We start from the raw sequence: 21,688 nt of genomic DNA, 5'->3' as shown, positions 1-21,688 counted from the left end.
TAAAAACTAAACAAAGCAAAACAGAGCAGAGCCTCTTGGACTCTGCTTTGTTTTGCTTGACAGAATAAATCATTTTATGCAATGTTACTGATGTCGAATAGACTAAAAGAACGCGAAAAGCGAGAAAAGGTGAACCCTCTGAAAGCGAACCGGATGGAAGCGTTTAGCGATGGCGTGCTGGCGATTATCATTACAATTATGGTGCTGGAATTCAAAGTTCCTGAAGGCCATGATTGGTATGCGCTAATCGGTCTTGGCCCGAAACTTCTTAGTTATATCTTCAGCTTTGTCTATGTCGGCATCTATTGGAACAATCATCATCATCTGCTGCACATGGTGCGAACGATGAACGGCCGGTTGATGTGGCTTAATTTGCTGCTTCTCTTTTGGTTATCCCTTGTGCCGTTCACGACAGCTTGGATGGGAGAAAGCCATTTCGCGGCTACGCCAACGGCGTTGTACGGGATTATTCTGCTGTTAGCGGCGTTCTCGTACCGGCTGCTTCAGCGTGCGATTATTAGCCAGCATTCCGGTGATTCTTCCTTCGTCTTAGCGATGGGAAAAGACTGGAAGGTGAAGTTATCTCCTTTGCTCTACTTGGCCGCAGTTTTGACTGCATATGTGAGTACTTGGATATCCGGCTTCTTTTTCGTGCTCGTTGCCGTGATCTGGTTCTTGCCGGATAAGCGAATCGAACATGCCCTGAGAAGCCGCTAAGAAAAGCTCTTCGATTGTCGTGTGCAGGCAGGTTCGAAGAGCTTTTTTGGCTATAGGAAATTATAGGAAATCCTCTAAGATCGCTCTTAACCCGTCCGGGTCCTTTATCATGGGTAGATGTCCGGTTTCCAGGCTGCGAACCGATTGCGGGGAAAGGTTTGAGATCATTTGCTCCTGCAAGGACGGACTGAGTTCTTTATCCTGGGTTAGTTTTACATATAGTTTTGGTACATCCGGAACGGACACGTGGATTCGATCAGTATATACGCGTACGGCCTCGGGGGTAAATCCTCGGGCGATTTCCGCGGCTTGATCCGGCGTGAGATCGTTGCATAACCCCGTCCGGATGGCGGACTCCGGCGGTTTCGTACCTATGGTTCGCAGGATCGCGGGCATGATTATTTTTTGGGGAAATGGCATTACGGACAAAAATGAACCGCCATTTTTGGGAATTACCGCCCCAACAGCGATAAAGCCCGCCAAACGATCGTTCAGTTCGGAAGCAAGTTTGAGAGCAAGAACTCCCCCAAGTGAATGCGCCACGATCACGAATTTGCGAACCCCCCATTCATCCACTTGTTTTTTCATATACGTCACATAATCTTCCATCGAAAGCCGGCGCCTTGAATCAAACGAACTATCCCGGAAAGGGTACTCGACGAGTAAGTAAGGATGTTCCATCCCTTTCACAACTCTACTCCAAATTCGGCTGCCCAAGCCTGCTCCATGGACGAATACCACGCCGATCTTTTCCTGCGGATTGTTTTGCATTTTATTTATGCTCCCCTCGTAAGGTTGTCAGTTCGGATAACTTATGGGATGATAATATCATTTAAACAAGACAAGTCATGTCTTATTTACGGAATTGAGGGGGAGCCAATGCAAAAGTCACAGCGTCTCATTCAATTGATTATGCGGATCAACGCCAAACGATCCTTTACCGTCAGGGAGCTGGCCGATGAATTCGGGCTGTCCACGCGAACGATTACGCGGGATTTGCAAGAACTCAGCGAACTCGGCATTCCCATTTATTCCGTTCAAGGAAGGGGAGGAGGGTACAAGCTTCTTCAAGAAAGACTTTTGCCGCCCATCAGCTTTACCGAAGGTGAAGCGCTCGCCATGTTTTTTGCCGCTCAAACTTTGGATTATTTCGGTTCCGTTCCTTTTGGCGAGGGGGCCGATTCTGCGCTCCATAAGTTTTATCATTACTTGCCTGCCGATATTAGAGAACAGATCGACCGGCTCAAGAACCGGATCATGTTCTGGAGCCCTTATCGCCCGATGTCTGCGGAGATTCTTCAAACTCTGCTGCAAGCCATTATGATTCGTAGTGTAGTTACCGTAAAATATAAATCCAGCGGCGGAGTATCAGAGCGGAATATTCAGCCCATCGGCCTCTATGCCAGTTCCGGCTATTGGTATTGTCCCGCGTATTGTTTCCATAGAGAAGACATCAGGCAGTTCAGAGCCGACCGGATTCTCTCCGCTGCGCTGAACGAAACGATTCCTTGCCGAGAAGATATAAGCCCCATGATTTTATTGGATAAGCCCAATAAAGACCATCTGGAACAGACGACCCTTCAACTGGAGATGACGAAAAAAGGAGTGTGGCTGCTGGAATCCAATCCCCGGTTTGCTCCTTTTATACAGCAGAACGAAGACGGCAGCGGAATGGCAACCGTTAAAATTGCGGCGGAGGACTTGAATTTTTACGTGGACTTGATCTGGCAGCTGGGGGGAGAAGTCAAAATCGCAGCGCCTGCGGAGGGAATTGCCTACATGAACCAAAAAATCGAATCCATGCGATTACTTTATCAAACGGGCCCAGCAGAAAAATTACTGTCCGGCGCATTAGCAAAGTAATTACTCTTTGCGTATATACTTACAACTCAGAATTAACACTTTGTAAATCACTTGCATTGAGCGTTGTCGTATCCGACGGTTTTGATATCTCTAAGCTCATTGTCATTTTTATCCCATTAACATTGATAGTAATCATCAAAACCCTTGAGCCATCTGCTTTAACTACTACTTTAGAGTCAGTAGTTGACTCAGTTTTAGTTGCCTGCTGCTCACTGTCCTTATCTAATATCTGAAATATTCCTTGCCAAAATTGTTCTTTTTCCAATTCTTTAGAGTTTCCGTTCTTTAATATGTTTTTACAGGCATCCTCATTGACTTCTCTATTATCCACTCCGCTATTATCCATTCCGTATAATTTCTCTTCAGGTATGTATGTATCAAACTTCGGGGCATTTTTTATTACAGTATCTAAATTGTCTTTAAAATTAGACATTTCCCTCTTTTTATATTTTCCCCCAATTGCATTGCCTACTGTATTGCTAATACTATTGATATTCATAGTGTCTCCTCCTAAAGAAACAAAAATATTTACAAAAATAAAAAAGAGAATGGTGGAGATATACCCTATAAAAATTACTTAAAAATTTCAAATAATGATACAAAATTTCCTTATTTACCCTTTTTTCATTCAAAACTAGCACTTAATCATACTTCTTGCAAGCACATATTTAACAATTAGTTTAAAGCAAAAAAACCACGTCTCCGTTGTGATTCGTGCTTAACACAACGGAGACGCGGTTCATTTCAAGCCTCTAAAATTCTCTCTTATGCGGATTAATCCTCTTTCGAGTGCTTACTCCGCCAACTCCAGATTATAGAACTGCCCTTTGGTATTGTACTGACCTTTTATGGAAGGGGCGTTCTTTTTGCTAAAGACGGCAGTTCCCGGATTTTTCTCGTCTTTGGCTGCGGTATAGCCGGTCAGATCGATATTCAGGAAATGCTGGGCCGAAGATTTCGCATTTTCGCTCAATTGCTTAACGGTATAGTTTTTCAGTTGGCTGTAGCCCTGCGTATATTCGGTTACCGAATCTTCAAGGGGGGAGATATACGCTTTGGAGATCCGGCCGGTCGCTTCTTTGACATTTATGAATATAGGCGATTTAGGATCCTGGCTGGCAAACATCAATTCATATGTTTTTTCCCCTTTTCCATCGATGGCGGCCGACGCTTTCGTCAATTCGCCCTTTTGTACGTTTCCTAAACCTTCTTTGATCGCGTTCGCCGCTTGCATGACCGCTTCAGGGACATCCTCCGGATTGAGAGAGGTCATGATCCGCTCTATTTTTCCATCCAAAAGAGTCAGCAATTGATCATCGACTTGCGTAAACAATTCCAGCTTGCCTGCATTCATATATACGTCGGGATAACCGATCGTAAGGGTCACGGTCTCAGGAACCGAGGTTGAACCCGGAGCGGATTTTTGCAAGGCGTCCTTAATCTGCCGCTTGTATTCTTCCTTCAGATCGGACCATTTCTGATCCAGCATGATCCGGTCCACTTGACCGTTTACGCCGATGCTGACATAACTGTGGGCCGCTTCTTTGATTTGCAGATCCCACCCGGTGTTATTGTCCGCGCTCCATTTCTCCGCTTTATTGAAGGTGTAGGTTTTTCCCGTAACTTCCTGCAGTTTCTTTTGCGCCGCAGTAATGAGTTTGGCGTCTACTCCTTTTAAAGAAGCCTGCGTGCTCGTGCTGGCTTTCGTTGCAGCTGCGGCAGCATGACCCGCCAGAGGGGACGCTGTGCCTAACAGAACGCCGGCGACCGTCAATAGAGCGATTGCTTTTTGGTAGTTCTTCATCAAAATAACCTCCTAAAAAATGGGGATCGTCATTTCCAACTCTTTAATATACTCCTTGATCCAATGGCCCTGGCTGTCTATTTTCGGAATCCGGTTGGCGGGCGGGTCCTCGTATACATACAAAAAGGGTTTGATCGTCACCGTCTTGGCATCCGCAGGCAATGGCTCGAAGAAGTAATCGCGCTGACTGCTGCCATCCGGTAATCCTTGTATGTTTGAAACGAGCCGTCCTGCAGTATTCCCTTGGGCGTCCGCCACATCGAAAAGCAGTTCCCGCCCGTCCGCAGCCTTATATTCGGACAGCAAAGACATTCGGGTAGAAATGGGGGACAATTCCAGCTCCTGCAGTTTCCAGCTCAGATTCCCAAGCGACTTGCCGGCATCCGGGGAAAGCAGGAGATTCCGGGTGTTTTTGCGAATCGGGATATTAAACCTGAACGGTTCGCGAACGCCTGTCAAGGTGACTTCCAGAGATAAGTCGAACTGTTCGGGCAAAACGGCACGGCGGGTTTGATCATCGGAAACAGCGATAATGGTGATGATGGCGGACGACGTATCCACCCCTGGGCCGATGTCCCAGGTAACCATTGCTTCGGCCCCGTCAATACGCGCCTTTAAGAGTTTAAAGTAGCCCTGACTCTGTTGAAGCTGCTTGAGGGCGCGGCTATTTCCCCAAAGTACAGCCGGCTCCCCTGCTTTATCCAGCTGCAAGGCGATGTTCACACGCGTACCGTCATATACGACTTGCAGCGCTGTTAAAGTAAAGTCGTCATGTGAATCGCTGAAATGAACCTCATTCACCAAGTCCTGCTGCGCTGCGTTTTGTAACCCCATATCCCCGGCAAGTTTAAAGATGTTTTGAACCCATGGGATGCGTTTGAGCGCCTCGGCCATTGCGGGGGATACGAATCCGGAGGCAAGCACGCCGGCTGTCAGAACAACGGCTGCCGCGCAGGCCATGACGGCCTTCCGGGCGAAATTCCGCCGGTCGGGAACGGTCCGTGAACGTTTGGACGAAGTCCCTTCGATATAGCGTTTGTTGGATTTCCATACGCGCTCGTAAAGGTCGTCCGGACAGCTCATCTCCCCGGCGGCGCGCTGAATTCGCTCCCTAAGCTGATCTTCAATGGACAAAGCAATCACCGCCTTTATCTTCGCTGAGCAATAAGGAATATTTACGCAATTCTTTAAGCGCCAGATGGTGCCGGGATTTCACGGTCCCCTCCGGAAGGTTAAGCAGTTGGGCAATTTCAGCGATACTGTACTCATGATAGTACCTGAGCACAATCACGATTCGTAACTTGTAAGACAGTCGTTGAAGGATTTTCCTCATTTCCTCGCCGGTTTCGTTCATCAAGGCGTAGCGATCGGTCCCGGGAGCCTCCTCCTTGACTTCCAGCAAGGTGTGCCGTTCAAATAAACGGAACTTGCGCCACATTTTCCGCTTCCAATCCTGCACCTGCCGGACAACGATGCCGTGCAGCCAATATCTAAAAGGACGCTCGGGGTCGTAATTGGCTATGGAGGTCCACAATTGGATATACACTTCATTCATAATGTCTTCGATGTCCTGCCCGCGGGGGATCAGCAGCGCGACAATGCGGTACACATCCTGGACCGTGGCGTCGTACACATACCGGAACGCTTCCTCGTCACCCTCTCTTAATTTTTGCAGCCATGGTATAAGGTCTATGCCCTGCAAGTCCGTTCCTCCTTCAGTGTGACCTCACCCGTATATTCGCTCCGAGTTTAAAAAAGGTTCAGTAAAATATCTGCTTCTCCTGAATTTATCTTCTTCTCTGCTTCCTGATCGAATGGGATAATCGTGCAAAGCGTCCGACAACGGATGTTGATCCTGCCGACCAACCCACTGGCCTTGCCTGTCCTCAAGCTTTCAACTCCCTTGCGGCATTTCTTGCCACGATCGGTTGCCGGCTTGACGGTCAAGCACCGATTAATCCCTTGTACAGTTTTTGTTCAGAAATAAATGATACAATGCGCGGGGGGGGGGAGGGATCAGCAGAATGGGGGTCAACAGCTTGGAATGGAGAAACAGGCGTAGAACATTGCGGGCGGCGATCGTTATCCTTTTGGTTGCATCCATGGGGATCGGGGGATGCCGTTCCCTTGCTGCAGGAAAAGAATCGACGAAACGGTTTGTTCAAATGAATCTGACCAACCCAAACGGCACACTGGCCACCTATTTGCAGGGGGCGGAACCGGTCAGTCCTGAATTGGCGGCAGGGCGGGAGACTCTCTCCGAGTCACTTGGGTTTTGGATGCAGGCGGCGTTGGAAAGCCGTGATCTTGCCGCATTTGAAAAAAGTTATGAAACGTTAACCCGCTATTTCATAGCGGATCGAAATTATATTGCGTGGAAGTTAAACCCCGAAGGCGGTACGGAAGTCAGCACGAACGCGCTTGGCGACGATTTGCGGATTATCGGGGCTCTGTTGAAGGGGGCTCGAACTTGGAAAAGTCACCCCGAGTGGAAGACGACGGCCAAGACTTTAACGGAAACGTTATTAAGCGGGTCGCAAAAAAACGGGTTCCTGACGGATTTCTACGATTTCTCCAGGCAGGAAGCTCCCGATACTTTGTCTCTCGCCTATGTGGATCTGCCGGCACTGAAAGAGCTTGAGCAAGAAGGGATGCTGGACGAGGAAACGTACGGCCGGTATTATGGCCTGCTGCAGGATATGCCGGATGACGGCGTGTTTTACCCCAAGTCTTTTAACGTGGCAACCGGGGACTATACGTATGAGACAACCGTCAATTTAATCGACCAGCTGCTGGTGGCGATTCATGCCGGGGAAACGGAAAGGAATCAAGATCCGCTGCTTCAATTCCTGAAACGAAAATTCAAGCAAACGGGGAAACTGTCCGGACAGTACGTGCGCGCCGACCGAACGGCCGCGGTAAATTATGAGTCCCCTGCGGTTTACGGCCTTGCCATTAAGTTTGCTGTCAAACGTGGGGACAGGCCGTTCGCGAAGGCCTTGTACAAGCATATGCTGACCCTCAAAGGGCGCGATGCAAGGTATCCCGGCGGATACGTGTTTGCCGGCAATACTCATATTTTTGATAACCTGCTTCCATTGTTAGGGGAATATGCTTTAGAAAACAAATGAGAAACATCAATGAGGTAAACATGAGGAATAAAAGATTGGTCCAGCGCATGGTCTGGGGGTACGTGCTGCTGATCGGGTTGGCGATCTTGCAGGAACTGCTGGTGTATATTCATGTCTTTAGAGAACAATCGTTAGCCATCGTCGATCTGGGGTTCAGTATCGGCTGCCTGGCCGCGCTGCTGCTGGGCTTTCTGGCCCCGGCCGGGGCCTCGGCCGTTTTTATTTTTGTTTATATGGTTGCATATTTCGTATGGTTTTCGGCTTATGCCGAAGCGGGAGTGCTGTCGTTTTCCTGGTGGTGGCTGCTTCCGGCCAATGCGGCCGCAGCGTCGTTTATCAAGGCCGGGTTGATCCGCAATAAGCGGTTTATGGAGCGGCTTGAGGAACTGCAGCGCAGAAATCCGGAAGTGGATCCGGATACCTCTCTCGGCAATAAGGAGGCCTTTGCGGAAACGCTGGTGAAGCAGTCCAACCTGGCTCATCGTTATTCGGACGTATACAACTTTTGCCTGGCCATGTTTAAAATCGATTTTCTGCCGATGGTGCAGGAATCCCTCGGTTCGCCAGGGTATGCCCGGCTGCTCGCTTCTTTGTCGGAAGCCATCCAGCAACAAATCCGTTACGAGGATTACAAGTTTGCGTTAGACCGGGGAAGGTTTATCGTTCTGCTCCCGATGACCAACCAGGCGTATTTAAAGGCGCTGACGGAACGGATGAAAAATACGCTGACGGACATTCCGCTTGAGGACCGGAAAGGCCGCAAGCTGAATCTGGTAATCCGGGCCGGGGCGCTTGTTTTTAACAAGGAGCAGTTCAGCAAGTATGAAAATGCGGACGCGGTCATTGCCGCGCTCGAACGCAATACCGAAACGGATTTGATCGGGGAATACATTTGAACCCATCGCGAGTTCGTTTTGGATGATTGGCAGCAGGAGGAGAAGGAGATGTCTTATACCGCATGGTTCATCCCGTTATGCACTGCGGTCAGCCTGATTTTCGCCCTCGCGGTTCTGGGACTGTTTATCGCGACACTGGTCTTTCGGTCCCGCGTAACTCGAAAATACGACCGGAGGAAAGTCAGTGGCTGATCTATTATTGGTGTTTTCCATTATAAGCATTTGGGCGGCCGTCTTTGAGGCGATTTTGATTATGTGCGGGGCGGTCCGGTTTATTTTCAGGCAGAGCCGTCAGGAATGGACCGTTCCCGATCCGGAGGGAATGAAGCACTTTCCCAGGGTCACCGTCATGGTGCCCGCGCATAATGAAGAGTTGGTGATCGCCGCCACGGCAGAAAATATCTTGCGGTTGAATTATCCCCAGGACAAAGTCCAGCTTATCGTCATTGCCGATAACTGCAGCGACGATACCGCGGGCAAACTGCAGGCGCTCAAGCATAAGGAAGCGTTCCGGAACCGGGATTTTATGATCTTCGAACGGACGGGAACGGGCGGCAAATCGGGAGCGCTTAATGATGCGCTGCAGTATGTCAAAAACGAGTGGATCTGTATTTTTGACGCCGACGCGGCGCCTGAACGGAATGCGTTATACTTTTTGGTCGAAAAAGCGCTGGAAGACCCCGAGACCTACGGAGCGGTCTTCGGGCGGAATAAGGCGAGGAACCGCGGGCAAAATTTTTTGACCAAATGCATCAATCTCGAGTTGGTGACGGCCCAGCGGATTTATCATACCGGATTGTGGGAGCTGTTCAAGCTGGGGACGATCCCGGGGACGAATTTCATCATCAAAACGGAGCTGATCCGCGAAATCGGCGGCTGGGATACGGAGGCGATAACGGAGGATACAGCTATTTCGTTCGAGATTATGGCGAGGGGACAGCTTATTGCGCTGGCGCCCCAGGCGGAAGCCTATCAGCAGGAACCGGAGCAGCTCGGCGTGTATCTGAAGCAGCGGACACGGTGGGCGAAGGGGAATTTCTCCGTGGTGATGGAGAATGTCCATCATTTGTTTCACCGGTCAAGCTGGCGCATTAAGCTGCATGTGCTCTATTTTGCGGCAAGTTATTTCTGGTTTTTGCTTGCCTTGATCGTCGCCGATATCATCTTCCTTGTCAATCTGGCTTACGGGGCGATCGCTTTGTTCAACCCGGGGGTGGTTTCGCCGTTTCAATTTGCGGGGGATGTGTATGTGCACCTGGTGATTGCGTCCGGGTTGATGTACTACCTTTTTGTGCTGCAGATCAACCTGGCGCTGTCCACCGATATTGGACAAAGCACGAAAGAGAACTTTATTTTATCCTGCGTATCCTATTTCACTTATTCCCAGCTGTTTCTGGTGATTTCCCTGCGCGCTTGCTATTCCATGATCATCGACAAAATAACGGGCAGAAAAACCAAATGGTACAAAACGCAGCGGTTTGGGTGAGCGGGACGGCTTTAATATCCAACGAGGCAGCCAAACCAAAAGCGTACAGTAAAAAAGAGGGGAAGCCCCCTCTTTTTTGTGCCTTCTGTACCTCTGTTTTATTTAATTATCTTTCGAGTGCCGCTCGCCAACCTGGAATTCATCGGCATGTTCGAACATATATTTCACGGTCACTGGCGCTTGGCCCGTCAGTTTCCGGAAGTCGTCCGTGAATGCATCCATTTTTCCCAGGCGGATCGCTTGTCCGAAAGTAACCATGCCATCGGAGGAGTATGGCGCTTCGGAATCTTTTTTAAATTCGCCGTCCGTTGTTCTCGGAACGCCCATGGCATCAAAGACAGCGTAATTTTCTTCATCCGTGATCTGTTTGTAGGTGACGTGATTCCCCGTTACTTCATTTCCGATTTCGATAAAGTCGGAAATCGTCATTAACTCGGGACCGTTGATATTTAGAATCGCTTCATGATAATCGCCCGAGGCCAGTGCGTAAGCGACCGCTTTTGCGCAATCTTTGCGTGAGATATAGGCCATCTTGCCGTCGCCTTGGTTGTTTTTTAACACCCCGTCTCCCTTCACATAAGTGAAGTAATTGGTAATCATGGCCTCGGCATATTGCGAATTACGAAGGAAAATATAGTCCAACCCGACACTTTTAATATAGTTTTCGGTATAAACATGGTCCAGTTTCTCAACGCTTGGATTGGAATCATCGGCGGCATTGACCAGCGAAGTATAGATGATTTGTTGCACGCCGGCTGCTTTTGCGGCATCGACCACGTTTTTGTGGGCGTTTTGACGTTTCGCACCGACAAAAGGCATGGAGATCAAAGCAAGTTTGTCGGCGTGAGCAAAAGCTTCCGCAAGGCCGTCCGGTTGATTAAAATTGGTCATATGCGTTTCAATCCCTCGTTCCGCGTACTCTTGTAAAGATACCGGATCATAGGCGCAAAAAATAATTTGATCTTTATCCACCAGTTCCAATAAATATTTGGCCGCTTGTTTCCCCAGATTTCCGTCCACGCCGGTCAACAACAATTTACCCATGATCGTCGTCACTCCTTGCTGAAATGATTTTTACACTTATATAGTATGTGAAAAAAATAACAATATCTAACACAAAAAACTTATGGGCTATTGGGAAAACGAATGCCGGATCTGCTGCAGAAAGGCTTGTAATGCCGGGTTCGTATTGTTTTTCAGATAACCGGCTTCGATCTTAAAGGTATGGTGTGAATCTTCGAGCGGGATTAACCGGACTTCTTCCTTCAGGTAAGCGAGATGGTAGTTATCCGGGAAAAAGCCGATTAAATTCTCCGTGATAATATAAAACAGCTCTGTTTCGACATCGTCGGCGGTACGTTGGATGTTGGGATGATAGCCGTCTGCAATCGCATGCCGGATCATCAAATAATAGGAGTTTCCAATAGCCGTGGGACTCAGCATGACAAGCGGATATTCATATATCTTATCTTTCGAGATCGATTCATAATGGAAAAGGGGATGCTGTTTACTAACGGCCGCGCAATACCGGCCGCTGTACAGGGGATAGGTGCGAATATCCTTTTTTCCTTCAAACTCCGAGTCGAAGGCAACCGCCACGTCATATACTCCTTTTTGCAGAAGTTCGGCGATATCCTTAAGCAACACTTTATGGAGTTCAAGTTTGATATTCGGATGCTTTTCTTTGAACGAGGGAATCAACTTCAACAAACTTTGGACATCCGTAATCGCGGCGTATTCAATGCTCAACAACTGGATGTTGTATTTTTGAAAGTTTTCCATATTCATTTTCATACGGTTATATTGCTTCCAGAGCACAACGGCCTCGCCATAAAAAAGCCATCCCGCTTTCGTCGGCTCAATCGGAATTTGCTTTCTATCGATTAATTGGGTGTTGAACTCGTCTTCAAGCGCGGCAATTTGCTGGCTGACCGTCGTCTGCGACACAAAATTTTTCTTGGCCGTTTCCGTAAAATTTCGGCATTCCACGAGATCGATGAAATATTTGATCCTTTTGATATTCATTTTATCCTCCGGCAGTCGTTTCTTTTTAATTTAAATGATATTGAAAATTTTTAACAGGTAAATGACTCAGTTGATTTACTTTAACAAACCAATGTTGTGATCTTATGACGATCCTTTGCGATTGCTGTTGCTTCTAACTGGCTCCGGAAATTTCCGGGTATAATGACAGGGAGGGCATAGAGGAGGGAGTCTCGCGTCATGGCTGAAACGATCTTGCTGGTGGACGATGAAGAGAAAGTGCTTGAATTCATGAGTTCATTTTTGAAAATCGAAGGTTACCATATTGTCATGGCTCGTACGGGAACGGAGGCGCTGGCCAAAGCGGAGGAAGCGAATCCGGCGGTCGTCGTGCTGGACTGGATGATGCCGCAGATGAGCGGGCTCGATAATTGCCGTGAATTGCGCAAGACTCCGGCGCAGTGCCGCGTTTGGAAAAGAGGTGTTGAGGTCAGCATGACGCCTACTGAATTTCCCGGGTTGGGCCTGGCGATTAGGTGTCCAGAGGTCCGTTAGCCTTGCCTTCCTTACGGCAAGAGGAGGATGAGCAGGAACGCAGTGACCGGAATGGCGATTCCAACCAGTATGGCAACATACGGATAAGGAGTTTTTAGGTAATCTTTGAATTCGCGAGTCTCGGATTTCTTGATATAATGGAAATTCACTTTCTCAGCAAATTCATTAACCAATCTTTTGGCCTCACTTACTTCACAATGCAAAATATTGTTCCAAATTTGGTCGTACTTTAATTTGAGTTCATCCATGGCTTCACTTTCCTTCAACAGGGCCATGTTCTTCACCTCATGAAAAAAGATATTTGGGCAACTAGAAGATCCACCTCATTTTACCATATTCATGTTCTCATGTTCTATGGAATCTTCATTATATTTTCGATAATTGAAATAATTTGCTTGCCTTACGAACCGGGAAACATTTATATTTTAAGAAATATTGTTGTCGCAATAAGAAAGTTTGGAGAGTAACTGAGGATTGAAGCCAAAAACGGCGTTTGACGAATCGGTAAGGTGCAGCCCTTAAAGCGAGCTGTTATTCTAACGGTTGTCAGCCTCGTTATTTCGGCAAAATGTAGGGGAAAACTAATTTAACGATTGCGGTAGAGCTTATTTTGCTTTTTTCCTGCGGTATCCTTTTTCACCACAATAAGCGCGGCTGCATTCGTTGAACTCCGTCTTTTCGGTTAAATAAGCGTGTGTACAACCGTTAGCGAAAGATTGGGAACCCGGAAACTTCCGCGTTAACCAAACGAATGGTTTGGCTAACTGACCTTGAAGTCAGGCGCCGATTTCGAGATTGAGCTTAACAAAAATACATCCTTTATGAATGGAATCGAAAGGAGCAAGCGCATGAAACTGAGAGTATCCGCCATTCAGTATCATCTTCATACGATAAACTCGTTCGCGGAATTCGCCCGGCAGGTCGAGCATTATATCAAAACCGCCGAGGAGTTCGGCGCGGATTTTGTGTTGTTTCCGGAGTTTTTTACGACCCAGCTGATGTCCATCGGGAACAGTGAAGGCAGGGCGCTAACGATTCAGGAGCTGCCTGGCTTTACGGAGCAGTACCGGTCTTTGTTTTCCGGATTGGCCAAGCAGACCAAGATGCATATTATCGGCGGCACGCATGTAACCCGGGATGGAGACCGGCTGTATAACGTGGCCCACCTGTTTTATCCGGACGGAAAAATCGCCGAGCAGCCCAAGCTGCACATTACGCCGACCGAGGTGAACGAATGGAAAATGACCCCCGGCGACGGCCTTCAGGTGTTCGAAACCGAGAAGGGGACGGTCGCGATGCTGACCTGTTATGACATCGAATTTCCGGAGATTGTCCGGATGGCCAAGGCCAAAGGGGCGGATGTGATTTTCTGCCCTTCGTGCACGGATGACCGACACGGATTTCACCGGGTCCGTTATACCAGCCACGCCAGAGCGGTCGAAAACCAGGTTTACGTCGTCACGACCGGTACGGTCGGCTCGCTGCCGACGGTGGACTTCATGCGGGCCAATTTCGGGCAGGCGGCGGTGATTACGCCGAACGATATTCCGTTCCCGCCGCGCGGCATCCTGGCGGAAGGCGAGATCAACGACGACATGATCGTCACTGCGGATCTGGACTTGGAGCTGTTGTACCAGGTCCGGGAAAAAGGCTCTGTCACCACTTGGCGCGACCGGCGGACGGATCTTTACACCGACTGGAAATAAGCGGAGGACCACTTCAGCGTATGGAGGCGCAAGCGATGTATCGGAAAGAGCTGTTTGTGTTTGACGGGGACCGGCCGGTTCCGGCGGTTATCCGAAATTACGAGGAGAAGGATTTCCCGGGCTTGATCCGCATCCAGCAGGAAAGTTTTCCGCCGCCGTTTCCTGCGGAATTATGGTGGAACACCGAGCAGCTAAGCAAACATGTTGAGCTGTTTCCGGAGGGGGCTTTATGCGTCGAGGTGGACGGGGAAATCGCCGGGTCGATGACCGGCCTGCTGGTCGATTTCGATCCGGCCGCACCGTACCATTCCTGGGCGGAGATTACCGACAACGGCTACATCCGCAATCATAATCCCAAAGGGAACACGCTGTACGTCGTCGATATCAGCGTACGGCCGTCCTACCGCAAGCTGGGACTTGGCAAATGGCTGATGTTGTCCATGTATGACCTCGTCGTGCATAAAGGGCTGGAACGCTTGCTGGGCGGGGGAAGAGTGCCCGGCTACCATAAAAAAGCGGGGGAAATGACGGCGGAGCAGTATCTGGAGACGGTGCTCAAAGGCGAGTTAAAGGACCCCGTCATTACCTTCCTCCTTCGCTGCGGCCGGACTCCCGTCACCGTGGTGGCGGATTATTTGGAAGATGAGGAATCGTGCAACTACGCCGCGCTGATGGAATGGAAAAATCCTTTTTATCCCGCAACACCCGAATAGGAGGAGGCCTAAACTTATGGAATATATGCGAATTACGAACATTCAGGACCCTTTATTTAAGCAAATGCATCAGCTGATGCAAAACATATTTCCGCCGGAAGAAGTACTGGAATTCGATCTTTGGAAAGAACCGCTGGAAGACCCGGGCATCCGTGTGTTTGTCGCGGTGCATGAAGGTCAAGTGGTCGGCGCTACGGAATACCGGTATTACGAAGACTTCAACGTCGCGATGACGGATTTTACCATCATCGGCCAAGCGGGGCTGGGAATCGGGCGGTTTTTGGCGGACAAAAGATTAAAGGACTTGCACGCCTTGGCCGAAGCGAACGGGAAACAACTGCTCGGCATGTTTGCGGAAATTTACGATCCGTATCGGGTGGAGGACCATGGATTCGGCGGCGTTAAGCCGATGGACCCTTATGTGCGCCGCGAGGTTTTGTCGCATCTCGGATATAAGCGCCTCGATTTCCCTTATGTGCATCCGTCCTGGAATAACGACGGGGAGGCGGTTACCGGGCTTGACCTTTGTTTCCTGCCGATGGGGGAGAACGAGGAGAATCTGCAAACGGATCTGGTCGTGAAGTTTCTGCAGCGCTACTATACCGTATTGCCGAACAAACCGCAGTCCTGGTTCGACATGATTGAAAGCTTAAAAGCGAAAGAAACCGTAAAGCTGCTGCCGATCTAACGGAATATAAAGGCGTTTAAACTCGGGTAGTCCCTCGTCTGTTCATCAACAGGAGGGACTTTTCCCTGTTTTCGGGCACAGTTGCAAAAGGTCAGGACGGAATGTTCAGAGCGGTTTGGATGTTCTGCAGGTCCCGCCCGATTTGCTCGTCCATCGCGTAAGGCTTGTAAAATCCGCGTCTCATCATGTAGTCGACGATCATCTCATGCGTGTTGACCGCTTCCTCCAGCTGTTTGGTCAAAATGGCTTTGATTTCCGGAGTGGCGCATTCCGTCACGGCCATGGCATAGTTTCTGACCCCGGTCTTGGCGCTGAGGAGAAAATCCATGGCGACGATTTCGTCGGTTAACGCGTCCATCCCCATCATCCGTTCCAGGATCGGGATCATTGGCTCACCTCCCCTAAACCCGAATTGGTTAAAATTCCGCTGAGTTCCTGAAGCTGCTGCGTGGATACCAAAACGTCTTGCTGCAAAATTTGCTTTAGTTCCGGATCGGAGACCAGAATTTGCATCGTTTTGGATTTGGTCATGCAGAGCGTTTTGAACGCGGCCAGTTCATGGACCTCCAAGGTTTCGTGCAGGCCGTATGTCGTGTGCAGGCCGTATGCCGCCGGATTCATTTGGCTTTTTCCTCCTATGATTGATTTTTGGTCTAAGGCTTCAGGATGACTTTGATGCAATCGTCCGTTTTCGTATCGAACACTTCATATCCGTGTTTTGCTTCGCTGAGTGGAAGAACGTGCGTGACGATATCGCCGGGATTGACTTTGCCCGTGGTGATCAATTCGTACATATACGGCATATAATGAATCACCGGGGCTTGTCCCGAACGGAGATTGATATTGCGCTGCATAATGTCGCCGAGCGGAAAGCCGTTATAACGTCCGCCGTATACCCCGGTGACTTGGATCGTTCCGCCCTTGCGGACCGCCTGGACGGCCATGACCAAAGCGCTCATCGTTCCGCCTTGCAGCTTCAGCCCGCTGGCCAAAAACTCCAGATCGCTCATTTTCCCGTCCATGCCGACCGCATCGATGACGACGTCCGCGCCGCCTTTGGTCAGTTCTTTGAGATAGTTTCCAACGTTCTCATGCTGCTCAAAATTGACGATTTCCACGTTGTTCGTGCGTTTGGCATGCTGCAGACGGTAGTCGACGTAATCGACGGCGATCACCCGCCCGGCCCCTTTCAACCAGGCGAACTTCTGCGCCAGCAGCCCAATCGGACCGCAGCCGAATACGACCACGGTATCTCCGTCTTTAACTCCGGCATTATCGACGCTCCAGAACGCTGTCGGCATTGCGTCGGCGATCAGACACAGCTTTTCATCCGGTTCTTCGCAGTTTTCCGGGATTTTGAAATGGGTAAAATTCGCGAAGGGAACGCGCAAATATTCGGCTTGTCCGCCGGGGTAGCCGCCCGTGTTTTCGGAGTAGCCGAAGTAACCTCCCATATCCCCGTGTTCATTGGCATTGTCGCATTGGCTTTCCAGATGGTTTTTGCAATAGAAACATTCTCCGCAGGCGATCGTAAAGGGGATGATGACCCGGTCGCCTTTCCTCAGCTTCGTCACCGCGGGTCCGGCCTCTTCCACAATCCCCATCGGTTCGTGTCCGATGATATAATTCTCCCGAAGATTGGGGATCATCCCGTGAAGCAGGTGGAGGTCGGAGCCGCAGATGGCCGAACTGCTGATTTTGATGATCATATCGTCGGGTTTCTCGATTTTGGGGGCGGGCACCTCTTTGACGGCAATATTTTTGATTCCTTGATAGGTGACGGCTTTCATGCTTGATGCCCTCCCAGGTGTTCGTCCGGCGTCCGATCGAACATGCCCTTGCGGCGCGTATCCGCAGGGAATAAATTCATCTGCCCGATCATGACCGTGTTTTTGGCCGAAAGCTGATCCAACTGATATTGTTCTTGCAGCTCGTAAGGGTGAAACCATTTTTTCCGCATCATCAGTTCGGAGATTTCCTGGTGCAGCGCGATTCCTTGCCGGAGTTGATGGCGGAGCAGGACGCGGGCTTCCGGGGACGCCGTTTCCGTGAGCGCGATCGCCGTATTTCTTACCCCTTCCTTCGCCCGCATCAGAAAGTCCATAGCCAAGGTCATGTCCGCCATTTCCGGCATATTCAGCGCGTTGATCGGATCCAAATAATCGTTGTTCATCGCTGGTTCCCCTCTAGTGTAAGATCGGCTCGGGGCGGCTTTCGGGGACAGGCGCCCGGAAAGGAGCTCTGGCGTAGATGGCCTGCAGATCTTGGATCGCTTGCATGGACTGGACGACGTCTTTTTGCATCAAGTCCTTGAGCTCCTGATCAAACACGAGACCTTGCATCAGTTTGGATTTGGCCAGACAGAGCGTCTTGAAGTTAAGCATTTCATGAAGGTCCATGGATTCATGGGGCGCCAAAGTTTGCGTATTCATGGGACAGCATACCTCCCGATTTTTTAGGGTTAGCATTCCCTTGGGCTTGAGAGTTATGCTTTGGGCTATCCGCTATTAAACGAGGCGAAGGGGTTTGAAATGAAGGCTGGGCGAATGACTTAGGTGGAAAGAGCGATATGACCTGGTATGGCGATTGGAGGGGCAGCGGGATGTAATCTTGAAGATTCCCGCTGCCGCGCTCCGCAAGAATGGCTACGGAGTTCTACACAACGCTTGACTTCGACGTATTGGAATCGAGCAGATCGGCGTCCATAATGTTCGTAAAGGTCAGATAAAACGGGGATAAGTCGCCCATAGACTCCACGCCTTGGCTTCGCTTCGTTGACACGAGCACATCCTCCATCAGAGTGGATCCAAGGCTAAGGGACGATGCTCTGTCTAGCGTGTTCACCTTAAAAGCGAATACATTCACAAACATCGGGCTAAAATTTCTATTCATGCCATTTCCTCCTTAGCTGCAGCAATTTAATTCCTTACCCTTATTGAAGAAGGACGGGGCATCGATCAAATCCCGATCGTCGATAGCCGATCGCAAGCCGAAGAAACCGCTGTCGTCACCGTAATTATTGCCGAAGCCATGGGTATGTTTGGACGAATTGTTCCAATCGATCAAATAATTCTCGCCTATATTCACGGCAGACGTGTTTTCAATGGAATTAATTTTAAGGATGTAGATATTGTTGGTGATGATGGAAGGCCTCCCGTACATTCCCGATCCCTCCTTTTCGACATGTATATGAGGATATTTTCTGAATATGTATTTTAGTAAGGGGGGAGCATCAATGGACATGGATAGGCTCAAAAAATGGTTCGAAATCGCCCAGCAGTTTCATGGCAAGGAATTTTGGGATGATGTCTTCCGCGAACAAATGCAGCCCTTTAAAACTTCCTCCGAAGCCTATACTTCAAATTTAAATGAGAACTTTTCCGGTATGGAGCAGCAGCCCGATTCTCACCAAACGGAATATCCTCCGATCGATGTTCTGAAAAGCGATCATGAGATGCTGATCGTTGTTGATGTGCCCGGTTATAACAAGGAGCAAATCGAGGTGTATATCGAGGGCAGGCAATTAAGGATACAAGGAGAACCGGACATGAATTACAACGGATATACATTCATTAAATCAGAAAGGCACAACGGTGCTTTCCAGCGAGTTATCGGCTTGCCCGGCCGCGTCGACACGAAGGAGGTTACTTCCTTCATGGATAAGGGACTGCTGCTTATCCGGTTTCCGATTAAACCCGTACAAGGGAGGAAGGTCATCATTGATTAGCTTTCGTCTGACATGCGGGTCGGACTATCGAATAGATCCCGGTCATCGATATTCATGACGGAATGGAAGGCCGCCGATCGGTCCGCCTGTTGGCGAATCAACTGACTGATCTTCATGGCGTTATGGAAGCTTTGCTTTTGATTGACGCCGCCTATGGAGAGCTGGGAAACATAATCGATGGAATTGACTTTGATTAAGCCCAAATTGATTTTCCTTACTTTCTTCATGGCAATCCCTCTTTCATCGCTGGATTTACTAAAAAAGTATGCAACCGGATCTAGCCACATACATAACCGGATAAGAAAAAGGTGATCGCACAAATGGCGGGGCAATTTTGGAGAAAGTGGTTTGGCGCAAACGATCAAGTAAATGACCAAGTAAACGGTCAAGTAAATGTTCAAGTAAATGCTCAAGTAGATGATCGGGCAAATAACCAAGTAAATGATCGAGTAAACGAAGTGGACGATCGGCTGAGGAAGCTGGAATTAGAGCTGGAAAAGCTGAAAGTTCAGGATATCGGCCGCAGCATTATCGAAGAGCTCCAAAAGCTTCGCCGCACGATGGATAAACTGGCGGAGGCGGAGGAGCAAAGGCAAAAACAGCCCCCCATTCACATCGAAACGCTGGATATCGAGAAGGTGTTGATCGACCGGGTGGTGACCAACAACAATATCGGGGCCTTGGGCGTTAAAGAGCTGGCCGGAAGACTGAACATCGGCGCCAATTATGGACAAGGAGCGGAAACGGCGGCAATGCCGAATAAAGAAAAGGTTGCCGCCCTTTTGCAGAGCTATGGGGAGAAGCCCCTGACAAACGGCAAATCAAACGAACCGCCCGCCGTTAATATAAAGGGGCGGTCAAAGAGGGCCTGAAATTTTCCCTGTCAACGAAATGCAATGAACTCCGGCCTAAGTGGATGAACTAAAACGAACTGACGCCAATATGCGACGTCAGTTCAATCTGAAGTGATTTCCTAATCAACAGATAAAGGAAGGGAGGTGTACTCGTTACTTAAATCCAGGATACACTAATAATTACCAAGAGAATAAACAGTACCAGGATTACTCCTGTACTAGTCCCGAGTCCGCCAAATCCTGCGCAGCTAAGTCCTGCGCCCGCTCCTAATCCGAATCCCATATTTTTTCACTCCATTCGTCATTTTTTCAACCCGCATTTTTCCGTCATAAAGGCAAGCTAAATCCCCTAAGAGCTATTTTTCTTTATCTCCCCTCGCTTCAATCTAGTCTAGTGTATGGTCTTTCCGGATTAACGGTTTGGACTAGTGCCTTATTTTAAATAAGGAATTTTCCGGGCGGGTTCACCAGGTTCAAATTCTTCAATATAATATCCATGGCCAAGGCGGTTTCCTTTTTTGCCTTAATCAGACATAATGGAGGAAAAGTGGCTTGGCAAGGCTGCCCATCATGAACAGTTGGAGGGGAACGATGAGAAAGCGGAGGTTTTGGACCGGGGGGGTTATACTCCTGTCATTGCTGGCCGGATGCGGCAGCACGGACGTTGAGAGCTTGGCCAAGCCGTCATCGGCGGTTGAAAAAAATACGATGGTGGAGTTTGCTCGTCTCGAAAGTGTGTTTGGGTTTGCGGATGAGTCGGGGGAGAAGCTGATCACCCTTCCGGACGACAGCGGTGCCGGCTTGGAAAATCCTGAACAATTTAACGCCGCCATAGGAAATAACGGGGACTGGGTTGAGATTGAATTTGTCCGCCGGCAGGAGGCCAACGAACAGGATAACAACAGGCAAACGATGTATAATTTCAACAATATGGCCGGGTACGTATATAAGGCGAAGAACGGGAAGTTCATCCAAAACAAATCCTATTTGCTGACGAGAGACGGCGCTATCGGCAAAGACTCGTTAATGGCTTTGAACAGCACCGTGGACGGCCAGTCGCCATCGGGAGACTATCTGCCGGCGGATGCCGAAACGATTGCGCAAATCGAAGCGATCAAAAAAAGAAAAGTTACGGCAAGCAGCTTGCTGTCCGCATCGGCGGAAAATGAGAAAATAGCCCTGTTTGTGTTTGAGCGCAAAGGGGACGATATGCTGGCCAGCATCGCGTACATCAAAGGGGACGAAGTGCTGTTCAAAGATTATCCCGCAACATATAATGAGTACGGCACCTGGAGGGTCGAGGACGGAGGAGATCACCCCGGACGGTTTGAGGTGCTGTTTCTGGCCCGTTCGGATGAAGGCCTGCTGCTGGGACTTTCATGGGGAGCGCCTGAAGGCGAAAACCTGGTTGTTTTAAAAGAAACGAACGGCGCCCTTCAGGAAACCGGTTTGCATGGCGGAAGATACTGGGCCCCTATATAATAAAATTAACCAAAAACGCCAGTGCCCGAGGGTTGCCCCTGAGCTCCTGGCGTTTTTGCATCCTTATGAACGGGGATTTCAAA

At 49.3% G+C, this 21,688-nt stretch carries 31 protein-coding genes; 13 read left to right on the top strand and 18 right to left on the bottom strand.

Annotation, left to right across the window (positions count from 1 at the left end; all coding sequences use genetic code 11):
• Positions 1-138: 138 nt before the first annotated feature.
• Positions 139-717, top strand: a complete 579-nt coding sequence (locus NYE69_RS01940; protein ID WP_340930244.1) for a TMEM175 family protein — start codon at positions 139-141, stop codon at positions 715-717.
• 60 nt (positions 718-777) lie between these two features.
• Here NYE69_RS01940 and NYE69_RS01935 read toward each other — a convergent pair whose 3' ends face one another.
• Positions 778-1,398 carry an alpha/beta fold hydrolase gene (locus NYE69_RS01935; protein ID WP_340930243.1) on the bottom strand — a complete coding sequence of 207 codons (621 nt, stop codon included), beginning with the start codon at positions 1,396-1,398 and terminating at the stop codon, positions 778-780.
• On the opposite strand from NYE69_RS01935, the gene NYE69_RS01930 reads away from it, so the two are divergent.
• On the top strand, positions 1,390-2,580 hold the full coding sequence (locus NYE69_RS01930) for a helix-turn-helix transcriptional regulator (RefSeq protein ID WP_340923307.1): 1,191 nt from the start codon (positions 1,390-1,392) through the stop codon (positions 2,578-2,580). The genes NYE69_RS01935 and NYE69_RS01930 overlap by 9 nt on opposite strands.
• A gap of 19 nt (positions 2,581-2,599) precedes the next feature.
• Here NYE69_RS01930 and NYE69_RS01925 read toward each other — a convergent pair whose 3' ends face one another.
• The 5 genes from NYE69_RS01925 to NYE69_RS01905 all read right to left on the bottom strand — a co-directional run bounded on the left by NYE69_RS01925 (position 2,600) and on the right by NYE69_RS01905 (position 6,331).
• On the bottom strand, positions 2,600-3,079 hold the full coding sequence (locus NYE69_RS01925; RefSeq protein ID WP_340923305.1) for a hypothetical protein: 480 nt from the start codon (positions 3,077-3,079) through the stop codon (positions 2,600-2,602).
• A gap of 294 nt (positions 3,080-3,373) precedes the next feature.
• Entirely contained in the window at positions 3,374-4,384 is a 1,011-nt protein-coding gene (locus NYE69_RS01920; RefSeq protein WP_340923302.1) for a hypothetical protein, read from the bottom strand.
• Positions 4,385-4,396: 12 nt separating this feature from the next.
• Complete coding sequence (locus NYE69_RS01915; RefSeq protein WP_340923299.1) at positions 4,397-5,518, bottom strand: DUF4179 domain-containing protein; 1,122 nt, start codon at positions 5,516-5,518, stop codon at positions 4,397-4,399.
• Entirely contained in the window at positions 5,508-6,086 is a 579-nt protein-coding gene (locus NYE69_RS01910) for a sigma-70 family RNA polymerase sigma factor (protein ID WP_328269917.1), read from the bottom strand. The genes NYE69_RS01915 and NYE69_RS01910 overlap by 11 nt, the downstream gene beginning before the upstream one ends.
• A 47-nt stretch (positions 6,087-6,133) precedes the next feature.
• The gene (locus tag NYE69_RS01905) at positions 6,134-6,331 is read right to left on the bottom strand and encodes a hypothetical protein (protein ID WP_340923295.1); all 198 of its coding nucleotides are present in this window, start codon (positions 6,329-6,331) and stop codon (positions 6,134-6,136) included.
• Between the two features lie 77 nt (positions 6,332-6,408).
• Here NYE69_RS01905 and NYE69_RS01900 point away from each other — a divergent pair, with 77 nt between their 5' ends.
• The 4 genes from NYE69_RS01900 to NYE69_RS01885 are packed head-to-tail and all read left to right on the top strand — an operon-like array spanning position 6,409 to position 9,897.
• Positions 6,409-7,515 carry a glycosyl hydrolase gene (locus tag NYE69_RS01900; protein WP_340923291.1) on the top strand — a complete coding sequence of 369 codons (1,107 nt, stop codon included), beginning with the start codon at positions 6,409-6,411 and terminating at the stop codon, positions 7,513-7,515.
• Between the two features lie 20 nt (positions 7,516-7,535).
• Positions 7,536-8,411, top strand: a complete 876-nt coding sequence (locus NYE69_RS01895; RefSeq protein WP_340923288.1) for a GGDEF domain-containing protein — start codon at positions 7,536-7,538, stop codon at positions 8,409-8,411.
• A 48-nt stretch (positions 8,412-8,459) separates the two neighbouring features.
• The gene (locus NYE69_RS01890) at positions 8,460-8,603 is read left to right on the top strand and encodes a hypothetical protein (RefSeq protein ID WP_340923285.1); all 144 of its coding nucleotides are present in this window, start codon (positions 8,460-8,462) and stop codon (positions 8,601-8,603) included.
• On the top strand, positions 8,596-9,897 hold the full coding sequence (locus NYE69_RS01885) for a glycosyltransferase family 2 protein (RefSeq protein WP_340923281.1): 1,302 nt from the start codon (positions 8,596-8,598) through the stop codon (positions 9,895-9,897). Before NYE69_RS01890 ends, NYE69_RS01885 begins: the two co-directional genes overlap by 8 nt.
• 102 nt (positions 9,898-9,999) lie before the next feature.
• On the opposite strand, the gene NYE69_RS01880 is transcribed toward NYE69_RS01885, so the two are convergent.
• Together NYE69_RS01880 and NYE69_RS01875 are read right to left on the bottom strand one after the other, a co-directional pair.
• Entirely contained in the window at positions 10,000-10,941 is a 942-nt protein-coding gene (locus NYE69_RS01880; protein ID WP_213510130.1) for an NAD(P)H-binding protein, read from the bottom strand.
• Between the two features lie 87 nt (positions 10,942-11,028).
• Positions 11,029-11,922: a LysR family transcriptional regulator gene (locus NYE69_RS01875; RefSeq protein WP_124332317.1), complete on the bottom strand. Its 894-nt coding sequence runs from the start codon at positions 11,920-11,922 to the stop codon at positions 11,029-11,031.
• Between the two features lie 198 nt (positions 11,923-12,120).
• On the opposite strand from NYE69_RS01875, the gene NYE69_RS01870 reads away from it, so the two are divergent.
• Positions 12,121-12,435 carry a response regulator gene (locus tag NYE69_RS01870; protein ID WP_213510128.1) on the top strand — a complete coding sequence of 105 codons (315 nt, stop codon included), beginning with the start codon at positions 12,121-12,123 and terminating at the stop codon, positions 12,433-12,435.
• Positions 12,436-12,446: 11 nt separating this feature from the next.
• Here the strand turns inward: NYE69_RS01870 and NYE69_RS01865 are convergent, their stop codons facing one another.
• The gene (locus NYE69_RS01865) at positions 12,447-12,710 is read right to left on the bottom strand and encodes a hypothetical protein (protein WP_340923272.1); all 264 of its coding nucleotides are present in this window, start codon (positions 12,708-12,710) and stop codon (positions 12,447-12,449) included.
• A gap of 573 nt (positions 12,711-13,283) precedes the next feature.
• On the opposite strand from NYE69_RS01865, the gene NYE69_RS01860 reads away from it, so the two are divergent.
• The 3 genes from NYE69_RS01860 to NYE69_RS01850 are packed head-to-tail and all read left to right on the top strand — an operon-like array spanning position 13,284 to position 15,542.
• Positions 13,284-14,141: a carbon-nitrogen hydrolase family protein gene (locus tag NYE69_RS01860; RefSeq protein ID WP_340923269.1), complete on the top strand. Its 858-nt coding sequence runs from the start codon at positions 13,284-13,286 to the stop codon at positions 14,139-14,141.
• Between the two features lie 35 nt (positions 14,142-14,176).
• A complete protein-coding gene (locus NYE69_RS01855; protein WP_340923266.1) occupies positions 14,177-14,854 on the top strand; it encodes a GNAT family N-acetyltransferase in 678 nt (225 codons plus the stop codon).
• Between the two features lie 16 nt (positions 14,855-14,870).
• Complete coding sequence (locus NYE69_RS01850; protein ID WP_340923263.1) at positions 14,871-15,542, top strand: GNAT family N-acetyltransferase; 672 nt, start codon at positions 14,871-14,873, stop codon at positions 15,540-15,542.
• Positions 15,543-15,633: 91 nt separating this feature from the next.
• Here the strand turns inward: NYE69_RS01850 and NYE69_RS01845 are convergent, their stop codons facing one another.
• The 7 genes from NYE69_RS01845 to NYE69_RS01815 form a co-directional block, all read right to left on the bottom strand.
• Entirely contained in the window at positions 15,634-15,930 is a 297-nt protein-coding gene (locus NYE69_RS01845) for a spore coat protein (RefSeq protein WP_340923260.1), read from the bottom strand.
• Entirely contained in the window at positions 15,927-16,163 is a 237-nt protein-coding gene (locus NYE69_RS01840; protein ID WP_328269906.1) for a hypothetical protein, read from the bottom strand. Before NYE69_RS01840 ends, NYE69_RS01845 begins: the two co-directional genes overlap by 4 nt.
• Positions 16,164-16,195: 32 nt before the next feature.
• Entirely contained in the window at positions 16,196-17,332 is a 1,137-nt protein-coding gene (locus NYE69_RS01835; protein ID WP_340923257.1) for a zinc-dependent alcohol dehydrogenase, read from the bottom strand.
• Entirely contained in the window at positions 17,329-17,715 is a 387-nt protein-coding gene (locus NYE69_RS01830) for a spore coat protein (RefSeq protein WP_124332319.1), read from the bottom strand. Before NYE69_RS01830 ends, NYE69_RS01835 begins: the two co-directional genes overlap by 4 nt.
• Positions 17,716-17,728: 13 nt before the next feature.
• Positions 17,729-17,974 (bottom strand): spore gernimation protein GerQ, encoded by a 246-nt coding sequence (locus NYE69_RS01825; protein WP_124332320.1) that lies wholly within the window; start codon positions 17,972-17,974, stop codon positions 17,729-17,731.
• A gap of 223 nt (positions 17,975-18,197) precedes the next feature.
• A complete protein-coding gene (locus tag NYE69_RS01820) occupies positions 18,198-18,434 on the bottom strand; it encodes a hypothetical protein (protein WP_124332321.1) in 237 nt (78 codons plus the stop codon).
• Between the two features lie 12 nt (positions 18,435-18,446).
• Positions 18,447-18,704 carry a spore germination protein gene (locus tag NYE69_RS01815; RefSeq protein ID WP_124332322.1) on the bottom strand — a complete coding sequence of 86 codons (258 nt, stop codon included), beginning with the start codon at positions 18,702-18,704 and terminating at the stop codon, positions 18,447-18,449.
• Between the two features lie 73 nt (positions 18,705-18,777).
• On the opposite strand from NYE69_RS01815, the gene NYE69_RS01810 reads away from it, so the two are divergent.
• Positions 18,778-19,269, top strand: coding sequence for an Hsp20/alpha crystallin family protein (locus tag NYE69_RS01810; protein ID WP_340923249.1), 492 nt, complete (start codon positions 18,778-18,780; stop codon positions 19,267-19,269).
• Here the strand turns inward: NYE69_RS01810 and NYE69_RS01805 are convergent.
• Positions 19,266-19,496: a hypothetical protein gene (locus NYE69_RS01805; RefSeq protein ID WP_124332324.1), complete on the bottom strand. Its 231-nt coding sequence runs from the start codon at positions 19,494-19,496 to the stop codon at positions 19,266-19,268. The genes NYE69_RS01810 and NYE69_RS01805 overlap by 4 nt on opposite strands.
• A 93-nt stretch (positions 19,497-19,589) precedes the next feature.
• Here NYE69_RS01805 and NYE69_RS01800 point away from each other — a divergent pair, with 93 nt between their 5' ends.
• On the top strand, positions 19,590-20,141 hold the full coding sequence (locus NYE69_RS01800; protein WP_340923243.1) for a hypothetical protein: 552 nt from the start codon (positions 19,590-19,592) through the stop codon (positions 20,139-20,141).
• A 139-nt stretch (positions 20,142-20,280) separates the two neighbouring features.
• On the opposite strand, the gene NYE69_RS01795 is transcribed toward NYE69_RS01800, so the two are convergent.
• Entirely contained in the window at positions 20,281-20,406 is a 126-nt protein-coding gene (locus tag NYE69_RS01795) for a sporulation protein YjcZ (protein WP_328269898.1), read from the bottom strand.
• 308 nt (positions 20,407-20,714) lie between these two features.
• On the opposite strand from NYE69_RS01795, the gene NYE69_RS01790 reads away from it, so the two are divergent.
• Positions 20,715-21,605 (top strand): hypothetical protein, encoded by an 891-nt coding sequence (locus NYE69_RS01790; RefSeq protein ID WP_340923239.1) that lies wholly within the window; start codon positions 20,715-20,717, stop codon positions 21,603-21,605.
• The last annotated feature ends 83 nt before the right edge of the window (positions 21,606-21,688 follow it).

This window comes from Paenibacillus sp. FSL R5-0527 (genome assembly GCF_038008055.1).
Taxonomy (GTDB): Bacteria; Bacillota; Bacilli; order Paenibacillales; family Paenibacillaceae; genus Fontibacillus; species Fontibacillus macerans.
This window is presented reverse-complemented; position numbering and strand designations above follow the sequence as displayed.